Below are 21224 nucleotides of genomic sequence, written 5' to 3' on the forward strand. Positions count from 1 at the left end.
GTTGTCGAGCCGCCGCATTCACCGGGTGCGGCGGCTCGACCCGGTCGCGCGCGCCGAGCGCCCGCGCCGTAGCATCCAGCGCTGACGTTGCTGTCCGATTTTCAGGGGTCCTTGGTGCGTACGAGCCTTATCTACCGCAACGCCACCGTGTATGAGCTGCTTATTCGCGCGCTGTACGGCCGGCACTACACGGCGCGGTACCGCGCGATCGAGGCGCTGGTGCCCGACGGCGCCAGTGTGGTCGATCTGTGCTGCGGGCCGGCGACTTTGTACACCCGGTATCTGCGCGACAAGTCCGTCGATTACACGGGACTGGATCGCAACGACAAGTTCGTCGCCCAGCTCACCGAGGCGGGCGGGCGCGGGATGGTCTGGAACCTGAACTCCGACACCCCGCTGCCCGAGGCCGACTACCTGGTGATGCAAGCCAGCCTGTACCACTTCCTGCCCGAGCCCGCGCCGGTGCTCGATCGGATGCTGACGGCCGCTCGTAAACAGGTGATCATCGCCGAACCGGTGCGCAATATCGCCAGCAGTGACAACAGGGTGCTCGCCGCGATCGGCCAGCGGTTCACCAATGCGGGGGACGGCGCGCAGGCGCATCGGTTCACCGAGGAGACGCTGGACGAGCTGTTCCGCGGGTACGAGTCGCGGGTGGTGCGCCAGTCGCTGATCGCGGGCGGCCGGGAGAAGTTGTACGTGCTCGACGCGTGAGCGTTGCGGCGAAAGGCGCGACCACAGACGACATTCCGGTTCGACGCCTTGCGTTGCGCCGAAAGCTGGGACCGCGCACCCGTCGGGAGTGACCCTCAGACCGTGAAGTCGGTGACCGCTTCGACCACGCGAGCGACTTGCTCGTCGGTGAGATCCGGCCACAACGGCAGGCGCACAACGGTTCCCGAGAACTCGGCGCTGCGCACGCACGGCTGTGGTGTGCGGCCCAACTTCAGCCCGGCCGGGCTCGAATCCAGCGGCACATAGTGGAACGGCGCCACGATATTGCGTGCCCGCAGGTGTGCGATCAGGTCGTCGCGGCGTTCCTCGGTGGGCGTGCGCAGGTAGTACAGGTGCGCGGTGTGCTCGCGGTCGGCCGGCACGGTCATCAGCCGAACGTCGTTGCGGGCGGCCCATTCCGGCAGTCCGGCGGCGTAGGCGTCCCACACCCGGTGCCGACCGGCCTGGATCGTGTCGAACTCGTCGAGTTGCGCGTCGAGCACCGCCGCGTTCAGTTCGCTGGGCAGGTAGCTGGAGCCGATGTCCTGCCAGGAGTACTTGTCCACCGCGCCGCGCAGGAACCGGGCCCGGTCGGTGCCCTTCTCCCGGATGATCTCCGCGCGCGCCATCAGGATCTCGTCGGTGAGCAGCAGCGCGCCGCCCTCGCCGCAGTGCACGTTCTTGGTGTCGTGGAAGCTGAGCGTGCCGAGGCTGCCCAGGGTGCCGAGCGGGCGCCCGCGCCAGCGGCCGCCGAGTCCGTGCGCGTTGTCCTCCACGATGGCGAAGCCGTGCGTATTGGCGAGGGCCAGTAGCTGTTCCATGTCGGCGGCGACGCCACCGTAATGGATGACCACCACGGCCTTGGTCCGTGCGGTGACAGCGGCCGCGACCGACTCGGGGTCCAGATTGCCGGTGGCGAGATCGATGTCGGCGAAGACGCAGGTGGCCCCGCGCAACGCCATGGCGGTCGCGGTGGAGGTGAACGCGAAGCTCGGAACGATCACCTCGTCGTCGGGGCCCAGTTCCAGCAGCAGGCCCGCCATCTCCAGGGCGGAGGTGCACGAGGTGGTCAGCAGCGCGTGCGGTGCGCCGGTGATCATCTTCAGCTTCGCGGTGGCCGCCGCGGTGAACGGTCCGTCGCCGTGGCTGTGGTCGGAGCCGAGCACGGCGCCGAGGTTGGCCAGTTCGCGTGGCGAGCGGAACGGACGGCTGAAGATGATGCGGTCAGTGCTCAACCCGGTCGTTCCCCTTGGTAGTGGTGGTCAATTCCCGGTCTTGCCCCGGGCCGGCCGCTGTCAGCGGGCGCGGCGTCGGTGAATCGACGGTCAGATAGAGCGGCTTACCCACGAGGATATGCAACGCCACTCCGAGGTATTCGGCGATCAGGCCGAGTGAGAACAAGATAGCGCCAGCCACCAACAGCAGCACCACGATCATCGACGCCCAGCCTTCGGGCGCCCAATTGTCGGTGGTGAGCGCCTCGTACACGATGACGCCCGCCATCACGACGCCGCAGAGCGCCAGCGTCACACCCAGCAGGCTGACCAGGCGCAGGCCGCGAGTTCCGCTGCACAGCACCATCTTCCAGAACAGCGAGAACAGGCGGCGGTAGTTGTAGCCGGAGTCCTCGCGGCCCTCGGCGCGCAGCACCACCGGCACCTGCGCGACCGAACCCACCACCCAGGTCAGCGCGACGTCGAGATACACGCCGTTGGAGGCGACGTCGGCGAGCTGACGCCCGATGGCCCCGCGGATCAGCCGGTAGCTCTCGAAGCGAGTGGAGTCGGGAAACGCGAACACCGTCGCGAGCACCAGCTTCGCGCCGCGCGAGGTGAGATTGCGCAGGAAGCCGTGCGGACGGGTGTTGCTCGGCTTGGAGTAGACCAGCTCGGCGCGCTCGGTCAGCGCGGCGTCGAGGAAGCTGCCGATGAACCGGGGATCGTGCTGGCCGTCCTCGTCCATGGTGACGATCCAGTCGCCGCCGGCCGCCGACATGCCCGCGATCGTCGCGGCGTCCTGGCCGAAGTTGCGGCTCAACCAGATGGTGCGCACCTCGGGGTAAGTCCGCTCGAGTTCCTGCAGCACCACATCGGAACGGTCCGGGCCGCGGTCGTGCACCAGGATGATCTCGTCGATCTGGAAGGTGGCGCCGCCCGGCGTCTCGGTGGGGCGGGTGAACTCGTGCAGTTCGGCGACGAGCCCGCCGATGGTGTCCTCGCCGCGATAGATCGGCACGACCACGGACACGGCATGCGGCCGGGACGGCCCGCCGTTCGAGGTGACCGCGGCGGGGCGGGGCGTGCGGGTGGAGGGAATCGGCATCAGCTGGATCGACTTTCGATGACGGTGCGTGCCGGTACTCCCCGCTGGACAGCAGGGCCCGAGCCGCCCAGAACTCTAGCATGGTGCGGGTTTCGGATTCCGGGTCGGCGCATCCCCCCATCATCGACGCGTCGGCGGCCGGATGCCAAGCGCCACACTGCTGTGTAGGGTTTGGAACTCGTGACGGATAGTGCAGTGTCGAGGGTGACGCGACCGGGGTCCGCCGAGGTCACGAGGGGTGACTCGAGCGAGGTCGCCGAGGCGTCGGCGGCCGGGGCCGCACTTCCGGACGCGCCCGAGGGGAACCGCCGGGATGTCTACCGCTGGGGACTGGTCACCGCCGTCGGCGTGGTCCTCGGCTACCTCGCGGTGCTGCTCGCCAACGCCAGGCACTTCTACACCGACGACACCGAGTCGCAGTACACCGGATTGTGGGTCGGCCTCGGCGACGCCCTGCGCGACGGCACCTTCCCGGTGCTGGTGCCCGAGCGGTGGATGTCGGGCAACAACACGATGGACGACGCGGGCCTGTTCAACCCGCCGCAGCTGCTGATCGATCTGATCGCGCCGTCCGTGGACAACATGGCGCTGTACGCCACCGTCGTCAAACTGATCTTCGCGATCATCGCGGCGCTGGGCGTCTACCGTATCTGCCTCGCCTACGGTGGCCGGCCCGCGTGGTCGGCGGTGGCGGGTGTCGCGTTCCCGCTGTCCGGGTTCTTCCTGTTCTTCGACGAGGCCAGCTGGATGACCGCGCTCACCGGCACGGCGTGGCTGGTGCACGCGTGGGCGTCGTCGGTGCGCTACACGCGCGGTCAGGGCGGGCCGATCCCGGTTTTCGTCTTCCTCTATCTGACCATCTCCACCCAGTACATCTTCCCGGCGGTCGAGGCGGCGCTGATGCTGCTCGCGGTCGCGGTGGGTGAGCTTGTCTACCAACGCAAATGGTGGCCGGTCGCGCGGCTCGCGGTGGTCGGGGGTTGTGCCGGGCTCGCGGGGCTGCTGACCTTCCTGCCGAGCATGCTGTCGGCGAAGGTGACCTGGCGCGGCACCATGGAGATCAACAACGACCAGTTCCTCACGGTGCCGTGGTCGGAATCGCTGAATGCCAGCCTGCCGAGTTCGCTGCCCGCGTTCACCTCCTGGTGGGGGTATGTGCAGCCGATGCCGGTCACCTACATCGCCTGGTTCCTGATTCCGGCGCTCGCCTTCATCGATTGGCGGCGGGCCAAGGACAGTTGGCGGGAACTGTCGGGGGTCGCGTTCTTCGCGACGATGATGCTGATGTGGGCGGCCGGGCCGGGTTCGATCGGTCCGCTGCGCTGGCCGGTGCGGGTGCTGCCGATGCTGGCCATCGGGCTGCTGGTGCTGGTGTGCGTGTTGCTCGGGCGCTACGGCACGACCAGGGACCTGAAGAATCGCGGTATCGCCGCGGGCGTGCTGGTGCTGCTGCTGTGGGTGCGGTCGTTCTCCGCCGATCCGCACGATGTGATCTGGCATGTGCTGGCGGCCGCCGCGATCGTCGCGCTCGGCGTCGCGGTGCTGTGGGTGGACCGGATCAAGGGGATTGCGGCGGCCTGTGTGCTGGTGATCGTGGCGATGTTCCCGATCGCGTTCTTCCAGGTGCAGGCCGCGCAGCCGACGCCGATGACGTGGAACCTGCCGACCAACCGCTCCGAGGCCAAGGCGGCGTTCCCGGACTTCCCCGGGACCACGCTGCAGCTCGCTGAGCGCGGACTGCTGCAACCGGGGGACAACAGTCTCGCAGGCGCGTACGGTTCGCTGGTTTTCGGCAACTACGCCAAGTCATTGGAGCTGTCCTACGTCAACGGCTACACCCCGACCGGTCACTTCTACTTCGGGGAGCTGCTGTGCATGCGCTGGGACAGCAGCGTCTGCCCGGACGCGTTCCGGCGCATGTTCGCCCCCGAAGCGAGCACCGGGCGCACCCTGGCCGATCTGATGAAGCTGGATCGGGTGGTGCTGCAACGCGCCCTGTTCCCGGACGCGCGCAATCAGCCTGCGCCGGACGGCTGGAAGTGGGTCGACTATCCGGGCCACGAGAAGTACATCTCGGTGCTGGAACGGGCGGACGGGCCGATCTCCACGGTGAACGGCCGGGTCGCCGACGCCAAGAACGTGACGGCGACGTCGATCTCGGAGACCGACACCACCAGCCGGGTGCGGGTCAGCTCGCCGAACGGTGGTCGGGTGGTGTTCGCCCGGCTCGGCTGGCCCGGCTACCGCGTCACCATCGACGACAAGCAGGTTCCGATCACCACGGTGGCGAAATCCTTTGTCGCCGTTGATGTTCCCGCTGGTACCCAGAACGCTGAGCTGGTGCTGACCTGGCGCCCGCCCGGCTGGAAGATCGGCATCGCCACGCTGGCCGCCGGAGTCGTGGGCACCGGCGTGCTGCAGTGGCTGTACGTGCGGTCGCGGCGGCGTGCCAAAGCGCAGCCCGCCGCCGGGTAGGGTCTGGGACTCGTGGTGGAAAGCAACGCCCTCGCCCGGCGGGACGTGTACAAGTGGGGCTGCATAACCGCGCTCGGTGTGCTGGCCGGATATGTGGCCGTGCTGCTGGCCAACGCCCGGCACTTCTACACCGACGACACCGAGTCGCAGTACGCCCCGCTGTGGGTGATGCTCGGAAATCGCCTGCGAGACGGCAAGTTCCCGGCGATGATCCCCGAGCACTGGATGGCCGGTAACTACACCATCGAAGAGGCGGGCCTGCTCAATCCGCCGCAGCTGCTGATCGATCTGATCGCGCCGTCGGTGGACAACGTCGCGCTCTACGCCACCGTCGTCAAGCTGATCTTCGCGATCGTCCTCGGGCTCGGGGTGTACCGGATCTGCCTGGAATACGGGGCATCCGCGCCGTGGGCCGCGGTAGCGGGCATCTCGATTCCGTTCACCGGCTGGCTGCTGTTCTTCGACGAAGCCAGTTGGTACACCGCGTTCGTCGGCACCGCGTGGCTGGCGCACGCGTGGGCCTCCGGTGTTCGTTATGCGCGGGGGCGCAGCGGGCCGATCCCGACTTTTGTCTTCCTGTACCTGGCCATCTCGGTGCAGTACATCTTTCCGGCGGTCGAAGCCGGACTGATGATCGGCGCGGTGGCCGTCGGAGAGGTTGTCTACCAACGTAAGTGGGCGCCGTCGCTGCGGTTGCTCGCGGCGGCCGCCGGTGCGGCGCTGGCGGGTCTGGCGACCTATCTGCCGAGCATGCTGTCGGCGAAGGTGACCTGGCGGGGCACCGCGCAGATCAACAACGACCAGTTCTTGACCGTGCCGTGGTCGGAGTCGCTCAACGCGAGTCTGCCGAGCACGTTGCCCGCCTACAACTCCTGGTGGGGTTATGTGCAGCCGATGCCGGTGGTCTACATCGCCTGGTTCTTGATTCCGGCGCTCGCCTTCATCGATTGGCATAAGGCGCGGGAGAACTGGCGGGAATTCACTGCGATCGCGCTGTTCGCGATCATGGCGCTGATGTGGACCGCCGGGCCGGGGACCATCGGCCCGCTGCGCTGGCCCGCGCGGGTGCTGCCGATGGTGGCGCTCGGGCTGTTGGTGCTCGTCTGTGTGCTGCTGGGGCGGTACGCCACCTTCGACGGCTGGCGGCGGCGCGGGATCGCCGCCGGGGTGCTGATCGGATTGTTGTTCGTGCGCTCGTTCTCCGCGGCGCCGCGGGAGCTGGGTTGGCATGTGCTGGCGGCACTTTCGGTGGCCGCGCTCGGTGCCGCGGTGGTCTGGCTCGGCCGGACCAGGGGGATGGTCGCGGCCTGCGTGCTGACGCTGGTCGCGGTGTCCCCGATCGCCTACATCCAGGTGCGAGCGGTCCAGCCGACGCCGATGAGCTGGAACCTGGCGGAGAAGCGCTCGGACATGAAGGCCGCCTTCCCCGACTTCCCCGGCACCACACTGCAACTCGCCGACCGCGGGCCCATCCCGCCCGCCGAGAAAAACCTGCAGGGTGCCTACGGATCGCTCGTATTCGGGAACTACGCCAAGGATCTCGAGCTGACCTACGTCAGCGGCTACACCCCCAACGGACACTTCTGGTTCGGCGAGATGCTGTGCATGCTCTGGGACACCAGCGTGTGCCCCGACGCCTACCGCCGGGCCTTCGCGGTCGAACCGACCACCGGGCGGACCATCGTCGACCTGATGAAAGTCGACCGAGTGGTCCTGCAGCGCAGGCTCTACCCCGACGCCCGCAACCAGCCCGCCCCCGACGGCTGGAAGTGGGTCGACTACCCCGGCCACGAACAAACCATCTCCGTGCTGGAACGAGTGGACGGATTGCTCTCCACCCGCAACGGACGCATCGCCGCCACCACAGGCAGCACCGCCACTTCTGTGTCGGAATCGGATACGGCCAGCCAGGTCCGGGTGAACTCCGACAACGGCGGCCAAGTCGTCTTCGCCCGCCTCGGTTGGCCCGGGTATCGCGCCACCCTCGACGGCCGCGAGATCCCCACCCGACTCGTCGCGAAAACGTTTGTCGCGGTCGATATCCCGGCCGGGACGAAGAATGGTGACCTGGAATTGAGCTGGCAGCCACCCGGCTGGCAGATCGGTGCGGCGGCAGCGTTGCTCGGGCTGCTCGGTGTCGGTGTGCTGCAGTGGGTGTTCCTGCGGAACAGGCGTCGCGGTGATGGAGTGGATGCGTCGGTTGGTACCGATCCGGGTGAGCCGAACACACCAGAGCCTGATTTGGTGGACCTGAAGAGCTGACGGCGCAGTTGGATCCGGCGTCGCACCGAGGTCAGCGAAGTAACCGTTTCGGGCCGACCTGACGGCGTTTGTCGCTGATGGCGGCTCGCAGCTTGATCTCGTGGACGCAACGCATCGAGGTCAGTGCAGTCGCCGTGCTCGGGCCGACCGGCTGGGCCTGCGACGCTGATAGTGGGCACGCCTACCGAGGCGAGATTCGGTGGACGCGAGGTGTCGACATCGGGTGCAGGACGGCCAGTGCGAGCAGGTTCTCGGGCGCGATCGGTGCGCCCGTCGATCGGCCGACGGGGCGGGGCGATAGAGTGCCTGGCGCGACTGGAGGTGGGCACCTGATGGAATTCAACGATGAGCGAAGTGAGGTGTCCGCGGGCGCCGACGGGGTCGTGCCTACGGCGACTCGCGGCGCGCGTTCGTTGGACGACTGCGATGGGCAGAGCGGGCGCGCTGTGCTGAGCAGCGACCCGATTGCCGTCGATCTCAGCACCGCCGAGCAGGCGAAGCCTGGGCCGCTACTGCGTTTGGTGCAGCGGCAGGAGGTGGCGTTCGCGGCGGTCGGCGGGTTCAATACCGCGTTGGGCATCGGGCTGACCGTGGTCTGGCTCGCGGTGCTCGGCGACAATGTGCCGCCGTCGGTCGCGGTGGCGGCCGCCTACGCCGTCAGCATCGTCATCGCGTTCGTGCTGCATCGCACCCTGGTATTCCGGGTGCGCGGCCACCTGCTGCGCGACTTCCTGCGGTTCGTCGCCGTCAATTCCGGTGGCCTGCTGCTGAATATGGCACTGCTCGAGCTGGCCGTCTCGGTCTGGCACTTCCCCGACAAGCCCGCCGCCGTCGTGGTGATGGGCCTGGTCGCCATCGCCAGCTACTTCGGCCACCGCCACATCTCGTTCCGCCGCCGCCCGCAGGTCGAAGCAGACCACGCCGTCGGGTAGGTTTTCGGTCATGCCGGAGCACACCTTGGACGCCACCCTGCTGAGCCTGCTCGCCTGCCCCCAGGACAAGGGCCCGCTACTGCTGGTCCGCGCCCCCGAGGGCCCCGTCCTCTACAACCCCCGCCTCCGCCGCGCCTACCCCATCGACAACGGCATCCCCGTGCTGCTCATCGACGAGGCCCGCGACGCCACCGACGCCGAACACGCCGACTTCATCGAACAGCCAGTAGAAGCCTGACCTCTGGGACGTAGCGGCGTAGCCACCCGCCGTTGCCCACCCCATGTCCCGCCAAGCGCGGACACCCAGGGCGGGGCGTTGACGAGCCGGACATGAGGGCGGGTCCACTCGATGCTTCCCGCCACTACGTCCCGTTCAGCACCTACGGAGTTGTCGCGCGGGACATGACGGTGGGCGTACCCGATGTTTGCCGCAATCGTGTCCCGTTGGGCGCAGACACCGCGGGCATGCGGGACATGCTGGCGGTCGTTACCCGACGCTTTCCGCCTGACGTCTCGTGTGAAGCCGACATTCGGACAGGGCGCCGCCGAGCGGCTGTGCCGGCAAGACCACTCGATGGTTGCCGCTAGGTCTCATTCGCGCCCACTGTCGGTGGTCGAGCGCGACGGCCGCCAGGGCGACCCACTAGTCGCCGCAGCAGGTTTCGTCCGCGGTACATAGCTAGCCGAGCCAGGCCGGCGGCGCAGGCCGGAGGCAGCTGCCGAGCGGGACGTGGGGGCGAGCTCCTTCGGCGTTTCTTGCCACCATGTCCCGTCCGGCGCATGCGGAGTTGTTGCGCGGGACATGACGATGGGCCTACTCGATGTTTGCCGCCACATAGTCCCGTCCGGCGCCGGGCCTCCGGATGGCCGTCATTGAGCGGGACGTGACGGTGGGCCCGCTGAACGGTTTGCCGCCTCGTCGTGTTCACGGCCTTCTGCCGGTGGTGCAGCGCACATGCCAGCGGCTATCCATTGCTTGCACAGCCGGTTTCGTCCAGGGGAATGACGAGTCGAGCCGGGGTCACCGCGGGCGCTGGCCAGAGACAAATGCCGAGCGGGACGTCAGGGCGGGCTCCGTCGGTGTTTCTTGCCACCATGTCCCGTCCGACGCATGCGGAGTTGTCGCGCGGGACATGACGATGGACATACTCGATGTTTGCCGCAATCGTGTCCCGTTGGGCGCAGACACCGGGGGCATGCGGGACATGCTGGCGGGGCCAACGCGATGTTGTTGCCGTATGTCCCGGTCAGGTTGGTTCCGGCTGTTCGGTTGGGGGAGTGGTTATTTCGCCGGTGAGGTAGCGCTGGAGGGTGGGGGCTATGGCGGTGATGAGGTCTTCGGCGGGGGAGGATGCCATGGGTTCGATGGCGACGATTTTGCGGGCCATCAGGACGCCGATCATTTGGGAGCCGACGAGGGCTACTCGGAGGCGGCCGTCGTCGTGGGGGGTGGCGATGCGTTGGCGGACGCGTTCGAGGACGACCTCCAGGATGAACGAGCGTGCTAGGGAGACGTCTCCGCCGGCGATGATGCTGCGGACCATCGCGACGATGCCGGGGCCTGCGGGGGAGTCCCAGACGTCGAGCACCGAACGCAGGATGGTTTCGCCGAGTTGATCGAGTGGGGCGGCGTCGACGGCGGACAGGGTGAGTTCGGGGCTCACCGGTAGCTGGACGACCGCGCCGAACAGTTCCTGTTTGGTGCCGAAGTAGTGGTGCACCAAGGCGGGATCGACTCCCGCGTCGGAGGCGACGGCGCGGATGGACGTCTTGTCGAAGCCCGCCTCCGAGAACCGCGCTCGCGCCGCCGCCAGGATCGCCTCGCGCGCACCGGACTGTCCTGGCCTGCGACCCGAGCGGGCGGGACGATCCTCGCCGGGTGATCCGTTGGTCGCCGTCACGGGGTGCGCCGCCGTAGCGTCGCCGCGCCCAGGCACAGCGCGACGATCGCGAATCCGGCGACGACAGCCAGGTCGCGCCACATCGCACCGGTGGCATTCGGATGCACCGAAACCTGTTGCAGCGCATCGACGGCGTAGCTCAACGGCAGCACATTGCTGATCGCCTCCAACCAGCCGGGCAGCTCGCCGCGCGGAACGAGCAAGCCGCACAGGAAGATCTGCGGCGCCACCACCACCGGCATGAACTGCACCGCTTGAAACTCGGTGCGCGCGAACGCACTTGCCAGCAGGCCGAGCGCGACACCGCACACCGCGTCGACCACCGCGATCAACACCACCCAGCCGGGGTTACCGGCCGAGTCGAGCCCGAGGAGGCCGAACGACACCAGGCAGGCGACCGCAGCCTGCGCCGCCGCGGCCAACGAGAAGGCGGTGCCGTAACCGCCGAGCAGGTCGAGTTTCGCCAGCGGCGTGGTGAGCAACCGCTCCAGCGTGCCCGAGGTGCGTTCGCGCTGCATGGCGATGGCGGTGATCAGGAACATCACGATGAACGGCAGGATGCCGAGCATGCTGATGCCGACGCGATCGAACAGCGACACCGGATTCAGCGGGTTGGTCGGGGTGTCCCGATAGATGAAGTACAGCAACGTCATCAGCAGCGCGGGGACCACCAGGATCATCGCGACGGTGCGGTGATCGTTGCGCAGCTGGCGCAGAATGCGGGTGGTCGTCGCGACGTAGGTGCGAAGGGTGGGCGTCCGCCGGGTGGCGGGCTCGAGTGTGGTGGTCATGGTTCCTGCCTGGTGTTCGACGATGCGTTGCGGTCTCGGGGCGGGTCGGCGCTCATGCCGCGCGACCCGTGGTGATCAGCGTGAGGAACGCTCGTTCGAGGTTGTCCTCACCGGTTTCGGCGCGCAGTTCGTCGGGGCTCAGCTGGGCGAGGAGATGACCGTCGCGCATCAGCAACAGCCGGTCGCAGTGCTCGGCCTCGTCCATTACATGGCTGGAGACCACCAAAGTGGTGCCGCTGGCGGCCAATTCGTGGAACTGCTTCCAAAGGTCTACGCGCAGCACGGGATCCAGGCCGACCGTCGGCTCATCGAGTACCAAGAGCTCGGGTTGAGCGACCAGGGCGCAGGCCAGCGAGGCGCGGGTCTTCTGTCCACCGGACAGTTCATCGCCGCGTTGATGCGCGTGCTCGGTGAGCCCGACAGCGTTGATCGCCTCGTCGACGGCGCTGCGCTCGCGCCCGTAGAGCGCGGCGAAATACGCCACGTTCTCGTGCACGCTGATGTCGGAGTAGATGCTCGGCGCCTGCGTGACATAGCCGATGCGCCGCCGGAGCTCCGCCGCCCCGGCCGGCCGGCCCAGCGCCGAGATCTCCCCGGACTGCACGATCTGGGTGCCGACGATGCTCCGCATCAATGTCGTCTTCCCGCACCCCGACGGACCGAGCAATCCGGTGATCGACCCGCGCGGAATCGTCAACGACACATCGTGCAGAACTTCCCGCCCGCCGCGCCGCACCGTCAGGTTCCGGACCTCGACGGCGGTTGATGAGGTGGATTGCGACATGGTCGCCTCAATTCATCGAGTGTTGAATTCACTGTGTGATGAATTTAGCGCGACCGTGCGGCGAGGGCAAGACCCGCGTGTCCGGTCTGTGGCGATGACGCGACGCCTGCAGCGACGACCGGATCGTGCGGGCACTGGCGCGCGCCGCGTGGCGGCAGGTGTGTGCTGCTGACTGCCTGGCGCGGGCGTCAGTGAGTGTGCCGATTGACGCGTGAATGAGCGGCTGACCTGCCACTCAATGCCCGTGCCGCGGCGGCTCACCTACCGATCCACCCGCCTCGACCACCACGAATTGGCCCATCATCCCTTGATCCTCATGCCACAGCAGATGGCAGTGATACATGTACGGCGTGTTCGGATCAGCGGGACCGTCGAAGCGCATAGCCAACCGGACGGTGCTGTTCGGCGGGATGAAAACGGTGTCCTTCGGTCCGGTGAGTTCCGCGGGCGGCGGGCCGTCGTTTCTCCCGAGCACGCGGAACTGCACGTCGTGAATGTGGAAGTTGTGCGGCATACCGTCGTTGTTGTGCACGATCCACGTCTCGGCCGTGCCACGCGTGACGGCCAGGTCGATGCGGTCCATGGCCATCGGCTTGCCGTTGATCCCCGCCATATTGATGTCGAAGCGGCGTTCCTGGACCGAGTCCGAACCGTCCGGGGTCGACGGGCGGGCAAGGGCCGCAGGCAGTTCCGGTGACGGGCGCAGTGTGTCGGCGGCGCGAAGCTCGAGAATATCGAGAGTGTCGTCACCGCCGGCGAAACGCTGGGTCCAGAAGTTCAATCCGACGTCGAGTTTGTTGCTGCGCAACATCGTTCGTTCACCGGCTCGCACGCGCACCACGATCTCGGCGCGCTCGCCCGGTGAAAGCTGCAAACGATCAAGCGCGAGGGGGCCTTCCAGTAACCCGCCATCGGTCGCGACGAGCGAGAACTGCCGCTCGTCGTCGAAGCCGAAGGTGTAGACCCGCGCCGTGGACGCATTGAGCAGTCGCAGGCGGATCAACTCGTCGCCGACCTCGCGGTACGGCGTCAGCGTCCCGTTGACCATCGTCTGATCCCCGAGAAACCCGACGTCACGGAACATCGCATGCGACATATCGAGCTCGCCCCGACGGAATCGCACATCCTGCACAATGACCGGCAGATCATCGACGCCGTAAGTGCTTGGCAGCGGCAGCTTTTCGGATACCTCGTCGTCGAGCAAGAACATCCCCGCGAGCCCACGCCGCACATGCTTTTCGGTTTCGCCGTGCGGATGCGGGTGATACCAGAGCGTCGCGGCGGGCTGATCGATCGTCCACCGAGGCGTCCACGCGGCACCCGCCTGCACCATCTGGTGCGGCCCACCATCCATCACCGCCGGTAAATGCATCCCGTGCCAGTGCACCGTCGACGCCTCGGGCAGCTGATTGCGAACGGTGACCGCGACCTGCTCGCCACGCCGGGCCCGCAGCGTCGGCCCGAGGTAGTTACCGTTGAACCCCCAGGTCTCCGTCGCCTGTCCTGGCCGGAATTCCGTAACCCCCGTGCGCATTTCGAGCTCGAACTCCCGCGTGCCATCCGGCCGTACCGTCGACGGCGCCAACGGCGGAATCGCGAGCTCGTTGCCGAATTCCGCGCGGCCGACAGTGTTCACCACCGCGTTGACATACACCAGGCGGACGCCGCCGCCGATCGCCAGCCCGAGCAATGCCACGAGCCCAGCGACAATCAGGAACAACCGCCGCCACCTGCGCGGCCGGGAAACCGAAACCATCTCCTGACGGTAGGAATCGAGCCCACCCCGTCACATCCGGAAGCGTCCCTATTTCGACCCTTGACTTCCGCCCCGCCACACCAGGGTCACTCGCCGCCGAGTTCGGCGGCCGACTCGTGTCCGGCCGCGGCGGCGCGCCGCAGAAAGTCCGCGATCAGTTCGAGCTCGGACTCGGTGTATCCCTCGCACAGCTGGTCCATCCGACTGTTCATGCCCGAAAGCACCTGGTACAGCTCGGTATTGCGCTCGCGGGTGGCTCGAATGGTGACCGCGCGCCGGTCGGTCGCCGCCGGATCGCGCTCGCGGGTGATCCAGCCGCCGCGCTGCAGACGGTCGAGCACGCCGGTCATCGTCGCGGGATGCAGCCCCGCGAGCTTGGCGAGCGCGCTGGCGCTGAGCGGCCCGTGCCGGTCGACCAGTTCAAGGCAGGTCCAATCGACGTCCTTGAGTTCTACTTTGCCGCCGAACTTCCGGTTGAGCAGCGCCAGCTGGGTGTTCAGGTCGCGCAGCGACTCCTTGACCGCGTTGGCCGAGCGCCGACGACGGCGAGCGTCCGCCATTGCTACCTCTTCCGTATTGTATGAAACTCATATTAGTTGATATGGTCCTCATATGATACGGCGTTCGGACGAGCCGGCGTCGCACCCTGAATCCGCGAAGGACCACCATGCACATCACTGTTTTCGGAGCCAACGGACCCACCGGCCGCCTACTCGCCGATCAGGCGCTCGCCGCAGGCCATGACGTCGTCGCGGTCACACGCCGACCCGAAGAGTTCCCGATCGACCACGACCGGCTGACCGTCTTCGGTGGCGATGTGCGGGACGCGGATTCGGTGCACATCGCCGTCGCGGGCGCCGACGCGGTGCTCTCCACGCTGGGCGTGCCGTACGGCAAGAATCCGATCGACACCTACTCGGTCGGCGTCGCCAATATCGTCGCCGCCATGCGCCGCAACGACATTCGGCGCATCGCGGTGGTGTCGTCGAGCGCGGTGGATCCGCAGCCGTTCACCGACGCCGGGTTCCTGTTCAACCGCGTGCTGCAGCCCTACATCGCGCGGGTGATGGGCAAAACGCTGTACGACGACATGCGACGGATGGAATCTCTGCTCGCAGCAACGGATCTCGACTGGACCATCGTGCGTTCGGGCGGGTTGTACGAACTGCCCGCCGTCACCGACTACCTGCTGGTCGAGGGCCACGCCGACAAGCGCTACACCGCCCGCGTCGACTTGGCGGCCGCCATGCTCCGACTGCTCGATGACGACAAGTTCCTGCGCAAGATCGTCAGCGTGGCGACGACGGCGGACAACCCCAGCCTGCTCCAGTTGATCCGCACCGAGGCGCTGGGAAAGGGCTGACAGCTCCTGTGACTCAGGTCACAGCACTTATCTGTCACGTCGGCACGGGGTTGTTTGTCCCATGGTCGTCACCAACTCGGGTGACCCGATGATCGGAGTAACCCCATGAACACCGAACACCGGATCGTCATCCTCGGCGCCGGCTACACCGGCCTGTTGACCGCCATGACGCTCGCCCGCCGCACCCGTGCGCTGAACATGCGGATCACGCTGGTCAACCCGTCGGCGCGGTTCACCGAACGCCTCCGCATGCACCAGATCGCCGCCGGCCAGGAACTGCCCGACCACCGCATCACCGACATCCTCAGCGGCACCGGCGTCGAATTCGTCCAGGGCTGGGCCACTTCCATCGATCCGACCGCCCACCAGGTCATGGTCGACGACACGATGACGCTGCCCTACGACGAATTGATCTACGCCCTCGGTAGCAGCACCGACACCAGCATCGTCCCCGGCGCCGCCGACCACGCCTGGACCCTCAACGATCCGAAAACCGCACATCGCTTCGCGGAACGTCTGAATGTCGTTGCGGCCCAAGGCGGCACGGTCGCGGTCTGCGGCGCAGGCTTGACCGGCATCGAGGCCGCGGCCGAAATCGCCGCCGACCACCCGGGATTGCGCGTCACCCTGATCAGCAACGCCGAACCCGGCGCCATGATGGGCGACAAGGCCCGCGCCTACCTGCACCGCGCGCTGGACCGCCTCGGCGTCACCCGTGAAATCGGCCAGGCCGTCACCAAGGTGCTGCCCGAGGCCGTCGAATTGGCTGACGGCACACTGATTCCCGCCGACCTGACCCTGTGGACCACCGGCGTCCGCGTCTCGCCACTGGCCGCGCAGGCCGGCATCGACACCGACGCGCGCGGCCGCATCGTGGTCGACGAGACCCTGCGCTCGGTCTCGCATCCGAATATCCGCGCCATCGGCGACGCCGCCTCGATCCGCTTGCCCTGGGGGCAGATTCACGGCACCTGCCAGAGCGGCATGCCGACGGCCGCCTACACCGCCGCGGCCATCGTCCGGCAGCTGCGCGGCAAGCAGCCGAAACCGTTCCGCTTCGGCTACTTTCACCAGCCGGTCAGCCTCGGCCGCACAGACGGCGTCATCCAGTTCACCCGCTCGGACGACACCCCCGGACGTTTCTACCTGACCGGACGCCTGGCGGCCGCCTACAAGGAATCGGTCAGCGCCAGCCCACTGCCGATGTTCCGGCTCAGCAGGCGAATGAATCCCCCGGTCAAGCTGCGGGCAGGCCGCCAGGCCAGCACCCAGGACCGGGTGGTGCTTGGCAAACCTGTACATCATTGAGGAGCATGACCCGATGGTGAATCCGACGCCCGCGCAAGATCCGTTCCTCGAACACCGGCGACTCCTGTTCGCCACCGCGTACCGGATGCTGGGCACCGTCACCGACGCGGAGGACATCCTCCAGGACACCTGGCTCAAATGGCACGACACCGATCAGACGACGGTGCGGCACCCGAAGTCCTACCTGGTCCGCACCGTCACCAACCTGGCGCTGAACCGACTCACCTCCGCCCGGGCCACCCGCGAAAGCTACGTCGGCCCTTGGCTTCCCGAGCCGCTGCTCACCACACCGAACATCGCCGAGGAGACCGAATTGGCCGACACCGTCTCCACCGCGATGCTGGTGGTGCTGGAAACCCTGAGCCCGATCGAACGCGCGGTCCTGGTGCTGCGTGAGGTGTTCGGCTACACCCATGCCGAGATCGCCGACACCCTCGACCGGCCCGAACCGACCATCCGCCAGATCGCGCACCGGGCCCGCGCCCACGTGCAGGCCCGCCGGCCACGCTTCGACACCGACAAAGACCAGCGCGATCACATCACCGCGCGGTTCATGGCGGCCTGTTCCGGCGGTGACCTCAACGCGCTGATGGATCTGCTCGCCCCCGACGTGACCTGCTGGTCCGACGGCGGCGGTGTGGTGACCGCGGCCCGACGACCGCTGCACGGTCCGGATCATGTGGCCCGCTGGACCCTCGGCGTCTTCGCCAAGCCGATCGTCGCTGGTTACGAGCTCGAGCCCACCTTCATCAACGGTGAACTCGGCGCCGTGGCCCGGATCGGTGGCCACCCGGTCGCGGCTTTCACCTACGACATCGTCGACGGCCGCATCCAGAACCTGCGACTGCAGGTGAATCCGGGCAAGCTCAAAGGCCTTTCGCTGGGTCCCGACCTCGTCGGATGACCTCGGCGCGCCCGCACCGAGGTCGGCTGTTGTCGTCGGTGATCGTTCTAGGCTCCTGCGGTGACCAACCAGAGCGCAGAGCTATCCGCCGAAGGCGGCCAGCTGCGGGCTTCGACACTGGAGCTCTTCTTCGATCTCGTCTTCGTTTTCACCATCACCCAGCTGACCCACGTCTTCACCCACCATCCGGGCTGGCAGGCTCTGGGCCAGGTGGCGCTGCTGTTCGGCCTCATCTGGTGGATGTACAGCGGGTATGTGTGGCTCACCAACGAGGTGGCACCGAACAGCTCGGCTCGCCGAACCTGGTTGCTGATCGGGATGTTCTCCTTCTTCGTGCTCGCACTGGCCATCCCGGACGCGTTCCACGGCACCGGGCTCGCCTTCGGCTTCGGCTACGTCCTGGTGACCGCCGTGCACACCGCGCTGTTCGCCTCCGGCGGTGGCGCGTCCGCTGCGCGGGCCATCAAGCACATCGCGCCGTTCAACCTGCTGGCCGCGGGGTTGGTGCTGGCCGGCGGATTTCTGCACGGTTGGGCGCAATACGCCTGCTGGGGCCTGGCGTTCGCGGTTCAGGTCGCCAGCCCCTATCTGACCGATACCGGCGATTTCGTCATCCGGGCGAGCCATTTCTGCGAGCGGCACGGTTTGGTCGTGATCGTCGCGATCGGTGAGTCCATCGTCGCGATCGGCGCCGGACTGGCCGGGGTGAAAATCACGCCGCAGCTGATCGTCACGGTGTCGCTCGCGCTGTGCCTGGCCTACGTGCTGTGGTGGGCGTACTTCGGCTTCGACGACGAACGCGGCGAGCACGCGTTGGCCGCGCTACCCGATCGGGAGCGCTCCCGGCCTGCGGTCCTTGCCTACGGTTACGCGTTGTATCCGCTGCTCATCGGCGTCACCGTGACCTCGGCGGGTCTGCAGATGAGCATCGGGCACGGCAACGAATCTGTCAGTCTGGCCGCCGCGGCCGCGCTGTCCGGTGGTGTCGCGCTGTATTTCCTCGGGCAGTTCTTCTTCCGCCTGGCCTTGAATTTGCCACGGCCGTGGATCCGGTTGATCGCGGCCGCCGCCGTCGCGGCGACCACTCCGATCGGCGTCGTGTGGGTGTCGTGGGCACAGCTGGCGGCGCTGGTTGCGGTCGGCTATCTCGCGGTGATCGTCGACGACCTGATCACCTTGCGGAGTGGTCAGCACAGCTCCTACCTGTAGCTCAACGGGACGGCGCAGTGGCTGATCGAAAGCTGGCGCAGTGGCTGATCGAAAGCTGTCGTAGCTGTCTTGGACAATGGTGGTCGTGTGTGCCGATGAGCTGAACGTCGATCCGCCCGCCGCCGCCCGCCGTGTTCTGGGCGCCACCCTCTGGTCCGGGCCGGTCGGCGTCCGGATCGTCGAGGTCGAGGCTTATGGGGGTGATCCGGCCGGACCGTGGCCGGACCCGGCGTCGCATTCCGGGCGCGGGCGGACCAAGCGCAACACGGTGATGTTCGGTCCGGCGGGGGTGCTGTACGTGTACCTGAGCTACGGCATGCACATGTGCATCAACGTGACCAGCGGTCCGGACGGGTCGGCGAGTGCGGTGCTGATCAGGTCGGGTGAGGTGGTCGCCGGGCTCGAGGAGGCCCGCGCTCGGCGGCTGCCCGCGCGGACCGATGCCGATTTGGCGAAGGGGCCGGGCAATCTCGGCAGCGCGCTGGGAATCACTCTGAACGACTACGGAACTCCGCTGTTCGACCCGTCCTCGCCGATTCGGTTGGAACTCGCCGGCGACCTCGACGAGGAAGTTGCCAGCGGTCCCCGGGTCGGCGTGAGCACAGCCGCGGACCTGCCGTGGCGGTTCTGGCTACCGTCCTCGCCCGCGGTCTCCACCTACCGGCGCAGTCCCCGTGCACCGCGCGCCGAGGCGTCCTGAAGTTCGGCAAGGCGCGTAATTCGCTCGACCAGCGGCGGGTACGGCCGACACACTGAGGCGCACTCGAGCCACCAATTACCCGTGCGGAAAGATGGGACAGCGTGAGCGGCGACATCATCGACGAATTGACCTGGCGCGGACTGATCGCGCAATCCACCGACCTGGACGCGCTGCGTGCGGCCCTGGACGCGGGACGGTTGACCGTCTATGCCGGTTTCGATCCCACCGGGCCCAGCCTGCACGCCGGACATCTGGTGCCGTTGCTCGCGCTGAAGCGGTTCCAGCGCGCGGGCAACCGGCCGATCGTGCTGGCCGGCGGCGCCACCGGACTCATCGGCGACCCGCGCGACGTCGGCGAGCGCACCATGAACTCCACCGACACCGTGCAGGAGTGGGCCACCCGGATCCGTTCGCAGCTGGAACGGTTCGTCGACCTGGACGATTCGCCGACGGGCGCGGTGCTCGCGAACAACATGGAGTGGACCGGGCAGCTGTCCACCATCGACTTCCTGCGCGATATCGGCAAGCACTTCTCGGTGAACGTCATGCTGGCCCGCGACACCATCAAGCGCCGCCTCGACGGTGAGGGCATCTCCTACACCGAGTTCAGCTACATGCTGCTGCAGGCCAACGACTACTTGCAGCTGCGTCGCAACTACGACTGCACGTTGCAGGTCGGCGGTTCCGATCAGTGGGGCAACATCATCGCGGGCGTCGAACTGAACCGCCGCGTCGACGGTGCCGCGGTGCATGCACTCACTGTTCCGCTGGTGACGTCGGCCGACGGCAAGAAGTTCGGCAAGTCGACCGGCGGCGGCAGCCTGTGGCTCGATCCCGAGATGACCAGCCCGTACGCCTGGTACCAGTACTTCGTGAACACCGCCGACGCCGACGTGCTGCGGTACCTGCGCTGGTTCACCTTCCTCTCGCGCGAGGAACTGGCCGAACTCGAAGTCGCAACGGCTGAGCGCCCGCATGCGCGGGAAGCGCAGCGCAAGCTGGCGGCGGAGATGACCACGCTGGTGCACGGCGAGGCGAACACCCGCGCGGTGCAGTTGGCGAGTCAGGCCTTGTTCGGTCGCGGCGAGCTGCGCGAACTGGATGAGCCGACCTTGGGTGCCGCATTGCGGGAAGCCGCGGTGGCCGAGCTGGCGGCGGGGGAGCCGAGCACGATCGTCGATCTGCTCGTCGCCACCGGGCTGAGCGAAAGTCGCGGTGCTGCCCGGCGTGCGGTGAACGAAGGGGGGGCATCGGTGAACAACGAGCGCGTCGCCGACCTCGAGTGGACCCCCTCCGACAGCGACTACCTGCACGGACGGTGGTTGGTCTTGCGGCGCGGAAAGAAGAACCTCGCCGGGGTACTGCGGGCAGGTGCATGAAGATCGCGGTGGCTTGAGTCACATCCGTGTGATTCAAGCCCGCGTTCGCCCCGGGTCTGCGGCTCTGACCTGGGGAAACACCGGCGTGAACAGCGGATTTGACTCTGCGTTATCCGCCGCGTAACTTTATCCAAGTCAGAGCGACACGGACACCGACCCGGAGCCGAGAAGCCCAGCGGAAACGCTGAGCGGATGGACTGGGAAACGAGGTAGTACGGGGTGCGCCTGGCCATTAGTAAGACGTCTAGGGCGATCACACGGACTTGACTCCGTGAGAGAAGCCGTTTAGGCTGGAACAGTTGCCTCACGGACGAACCGGTTAGCGCCGGGGATGAAGTGTGTGCGTGTGTTCTTTGAGAACTCAATAGTGTGTCGATGAATGTCAGTGCCAATTATTTAATTGGTTCCGGCTTCTCATACCCCC

The 21224-nt window shown here is 67.2% G+C and carries 18 protein-coding genes; 11 read left to right on the top strand and 7 right to left on the bottom strand.

Going from position 1 to position 21224, the window contains the following annotated elements; genetic code table 11:
- The first annotated feature begins 114 nt into the window (after positions 1 to 114).
- Positions 115 to 714, top strand: a complete 600-nt coding sequence (locus IBX18_RS22055) for a class I SAM-dependent methyltransferase (protein ID WP_194835426.1) — start codon at positions 115 to 117, stop codon at positions 712 to 714.
- 95 nt (positions 715 to 809) lie between these two features.
- Here the strand turns inward: IBX18_RS22055 and rffA are convergent, their stop codons facing one another.
- Positions 810 to 1949, bottom strand: a complete 1140-nt coding sequence (gene rffA, locus IBX18_RS22060) for a dTDP-4-amino-4,6-dideoxygalactose transaminase (RefSeq protein ID WP_194835427.1) — start codon at positions 1947 to 1949, stop codon at positions 810 to 812.
- Entirely contained in the window at positions 1939 to 3036 is a 1098-nt protein-coding gene (locus tag IBX18_RS22065; protein ID WP_194835428.1) for a glycosyltransferase, read from the bottom strand. The genes rffA and IBX18_RS22065 overlap by 11 nt, the downstream gene beginning before the upstream one ends.
- Positions 3037 to 3384: 348 nt before the next feature.
- On the opposite strand from IBX18_RS22065, the gene IBX18_RS22070 reads away from it, so the two are divergent.
- From IBX18_RS22070 to IBX18_RS22085, 4 genes are all read left to right on the top strand, one after another.
- The gene (locus tag IBX18_RS22070) at positions 3385 to 5511 is read left to right on the top strand and encodes a hypothetical protein (protein WP_306796355.1); all 2127 of its coding nucleotides are present in this window, start codon (positions 3385 to 3387) and stop codon (positions 5509 to 5511) included.
- A gap of 15 nt (positions 5512 to 5526) precedes the next feature.
- The gene (locus IBX18_RS22075) at positions 5527 to 7773 is read left to right on the top strand and encodes a hypothetical protein (protein ID WP_306796356.1); all 2247 of its coding nucleotides are present in this window, start codon (positions 5527 to 5529) and stop codon (positions 7771 to 7773) included.
- Positions 7774 to 8105: 332 nt separating this feature from the next.
- Positions 8106 to 8705, top strand: a complete 600-nt coding sequence (locus IBX18_RS22080; protein ID WP_194835429.1) for a GtrA family protein — start codon at positions 8106 to 8108, stop codon at positions 8703 to 8705.
- Between the two features lie 10 nt (positions 8706 to 8715).
- Entirely contained in the window at positions 8716 to 8943 is a 228-nt protein-coding gene (locus IBX18_RS22085) for a Trm112 family protein (RefSeq protein ID WP_107655393.1), read from the top strand.
- Positions 8944 to 9952: 1009 nt separating this feature from the next.
- On the opposite strand, the gene IBX18_RS22090 is transcribed toward IBX18_RS22085, so the two are convergent.
- The 5 genes from IBX18_RS22090 to IBX18_RS22110 form a co-directional block, all read right to left on the bottom strand.
- Entirely contained in the window at positions 9953 to 10606 is a 654-nt protein-coding gene (locus IBX18_RS22090; protein WP_194835430.1) for a TetR family transcriptional regulator, read from the bottom strand.
- Positions 10603 to 11397, bottom strand: coding sequence for an ABC transporter permease (locus IBX18_RS22095; RefSeq protein WP_194835431.1), 795 nt, complete (start codon positions 11395 to 11397; stop codon positions 10603 to 10605). Before IBX18_RS22095 ends, IBX18_RS22090 begins: the two co-directional genes overlap by 4 nt.
- 52 nt (positions 11398 to 11449) lie before the next feature.
- Positions 11450 to 12181 carry an ABC transporter ATP-binding protein gene (locus tag IBX18_RS22100; protein WP_194835432.1) on the bottom strand — a complete coding sequence of 244 codons (732 nt, stop codon included), beginning with the start codon at positions 12179 to 12181 and terminating at the stop codon, positions 11450 to 11452.
- Positions 12182 to 12416: 235 nt separating this feature from the next.
- Entirely contained in the window at positions 12417 to 13937 is a 1521-nt protein-coding gene (locus tag IBX18_RS22105) for a multicopper oxidase family protein (protein WP_194835433.1), read from the bottom strand.
- 86 nt (positions 13938 to 14023) lie between these two features.
- The gene (locus IBX18_RS22110) at positions 14024 to 14497 is read right to left on the bottom strand and encodes a MarR family winged helix-turn-helix transcriptional regulator (RefSeq protein WP_194835434.1); all 474 of its coding nucleotides are present in this window, start codon (positions 14495 to 14497) and stop codon (positions 14024 to 14026) included.
- A gap of 107 nt (positions 14498 to 14604) precedes the next feature.
- Here IBX18_RS22110 and IBX18_RS22115 point away from each other — a divergent pair, with 107 nt between their 5' ends.
- The 6 genes from IBX18_RS22115 (at position 14605) to tyrS (ending at position 20800) form a co-directional block, all read left to right on the top strand.
- Positions 14605 to 15300: an NAD(P)-dependent oxidoreductase gene (locus IBX18_RS22115; RefSeq protein ID WP_194835435.1), complete on the top strand. Its 696-nt coding sequence runs from the start codon at positions 14605 to 14607 to the stop codon at positions 15298 to 15300.
- 105 nt (positions 15301 to 15405) lie between these two features.
- Positions 15406 to 16608, top strand: coding sequence for an NAD(P)/FAD-dependent oxidoreductase (locus IBX18_RS22120; protein ID WP_194835436.1), 1203 nt, complete (start codon positions 15406 to 15408; stop codon positions 16606 to 16608).
- 13 nt (positions 16609 to 16621) lie between these two features.
- Complete coding sequence (locus tag IBX18_RS22125) at positions 16622 to 17512, top strand: RNA polymerase sigma-70 factor (protein WP_194835437.1); 891 nt, start codon at positions 16622 to 16624, stop codon at positions 17510 to 17512.
- A 60-nt stretch (positions 17513 to 17572) separates the two neighbouring features.
- Positions 17573 to 18721 carry a low temperature requirement protein A gene (locus tag IBX18_RS22130; RefSeq protein ID WP_194835438.1) on the top strand — a complete coding sequence of 383 codons (1149 nt, stop codon included), beginning with the start codon at positions 17573 to 17575 and terminating at the stop codon, positions 18719 to 18721.
- A 76-nt stretch (positions 18722 to 18797) separates the two neighbouring features.
- Positions 18798 to 19421 (top strand): DNA-3-methyladenine glycosylase, encoded by a 624-nt coding sequence (locus IBX18_RS22135; protein ID WP_194835439.1) that lies wholly within the window; start codon positions 18798 to 18800, stop codon positions 19419 to 19421.
- A gap of 101 nt (positions 19422 to 19522) precedes the next feature.
- Positions 19523 to 20800: a tyrosine--tRNA ligase gene (gene tyrS, locus IBX18_RS22140; RefSeq protein WP_194835440.1), complete on the top strand. Its 1278-nt coding sequence runs from the start codon at positions 19523 to 19525 to the stop codon at positions 20798 to 20800.
- The last annotated feature ends 424 nt before the right edge of the window (positions 20801 to 21224 follow it).

Source organism: Nocardia sp. XZ_19_369, from assembly GCF_015355715.1.
GTDB lineage: Bacteria > Actinomycetota > Actinomycetes > Mycobacteriales > Mycobacteriaceae > Nocardia.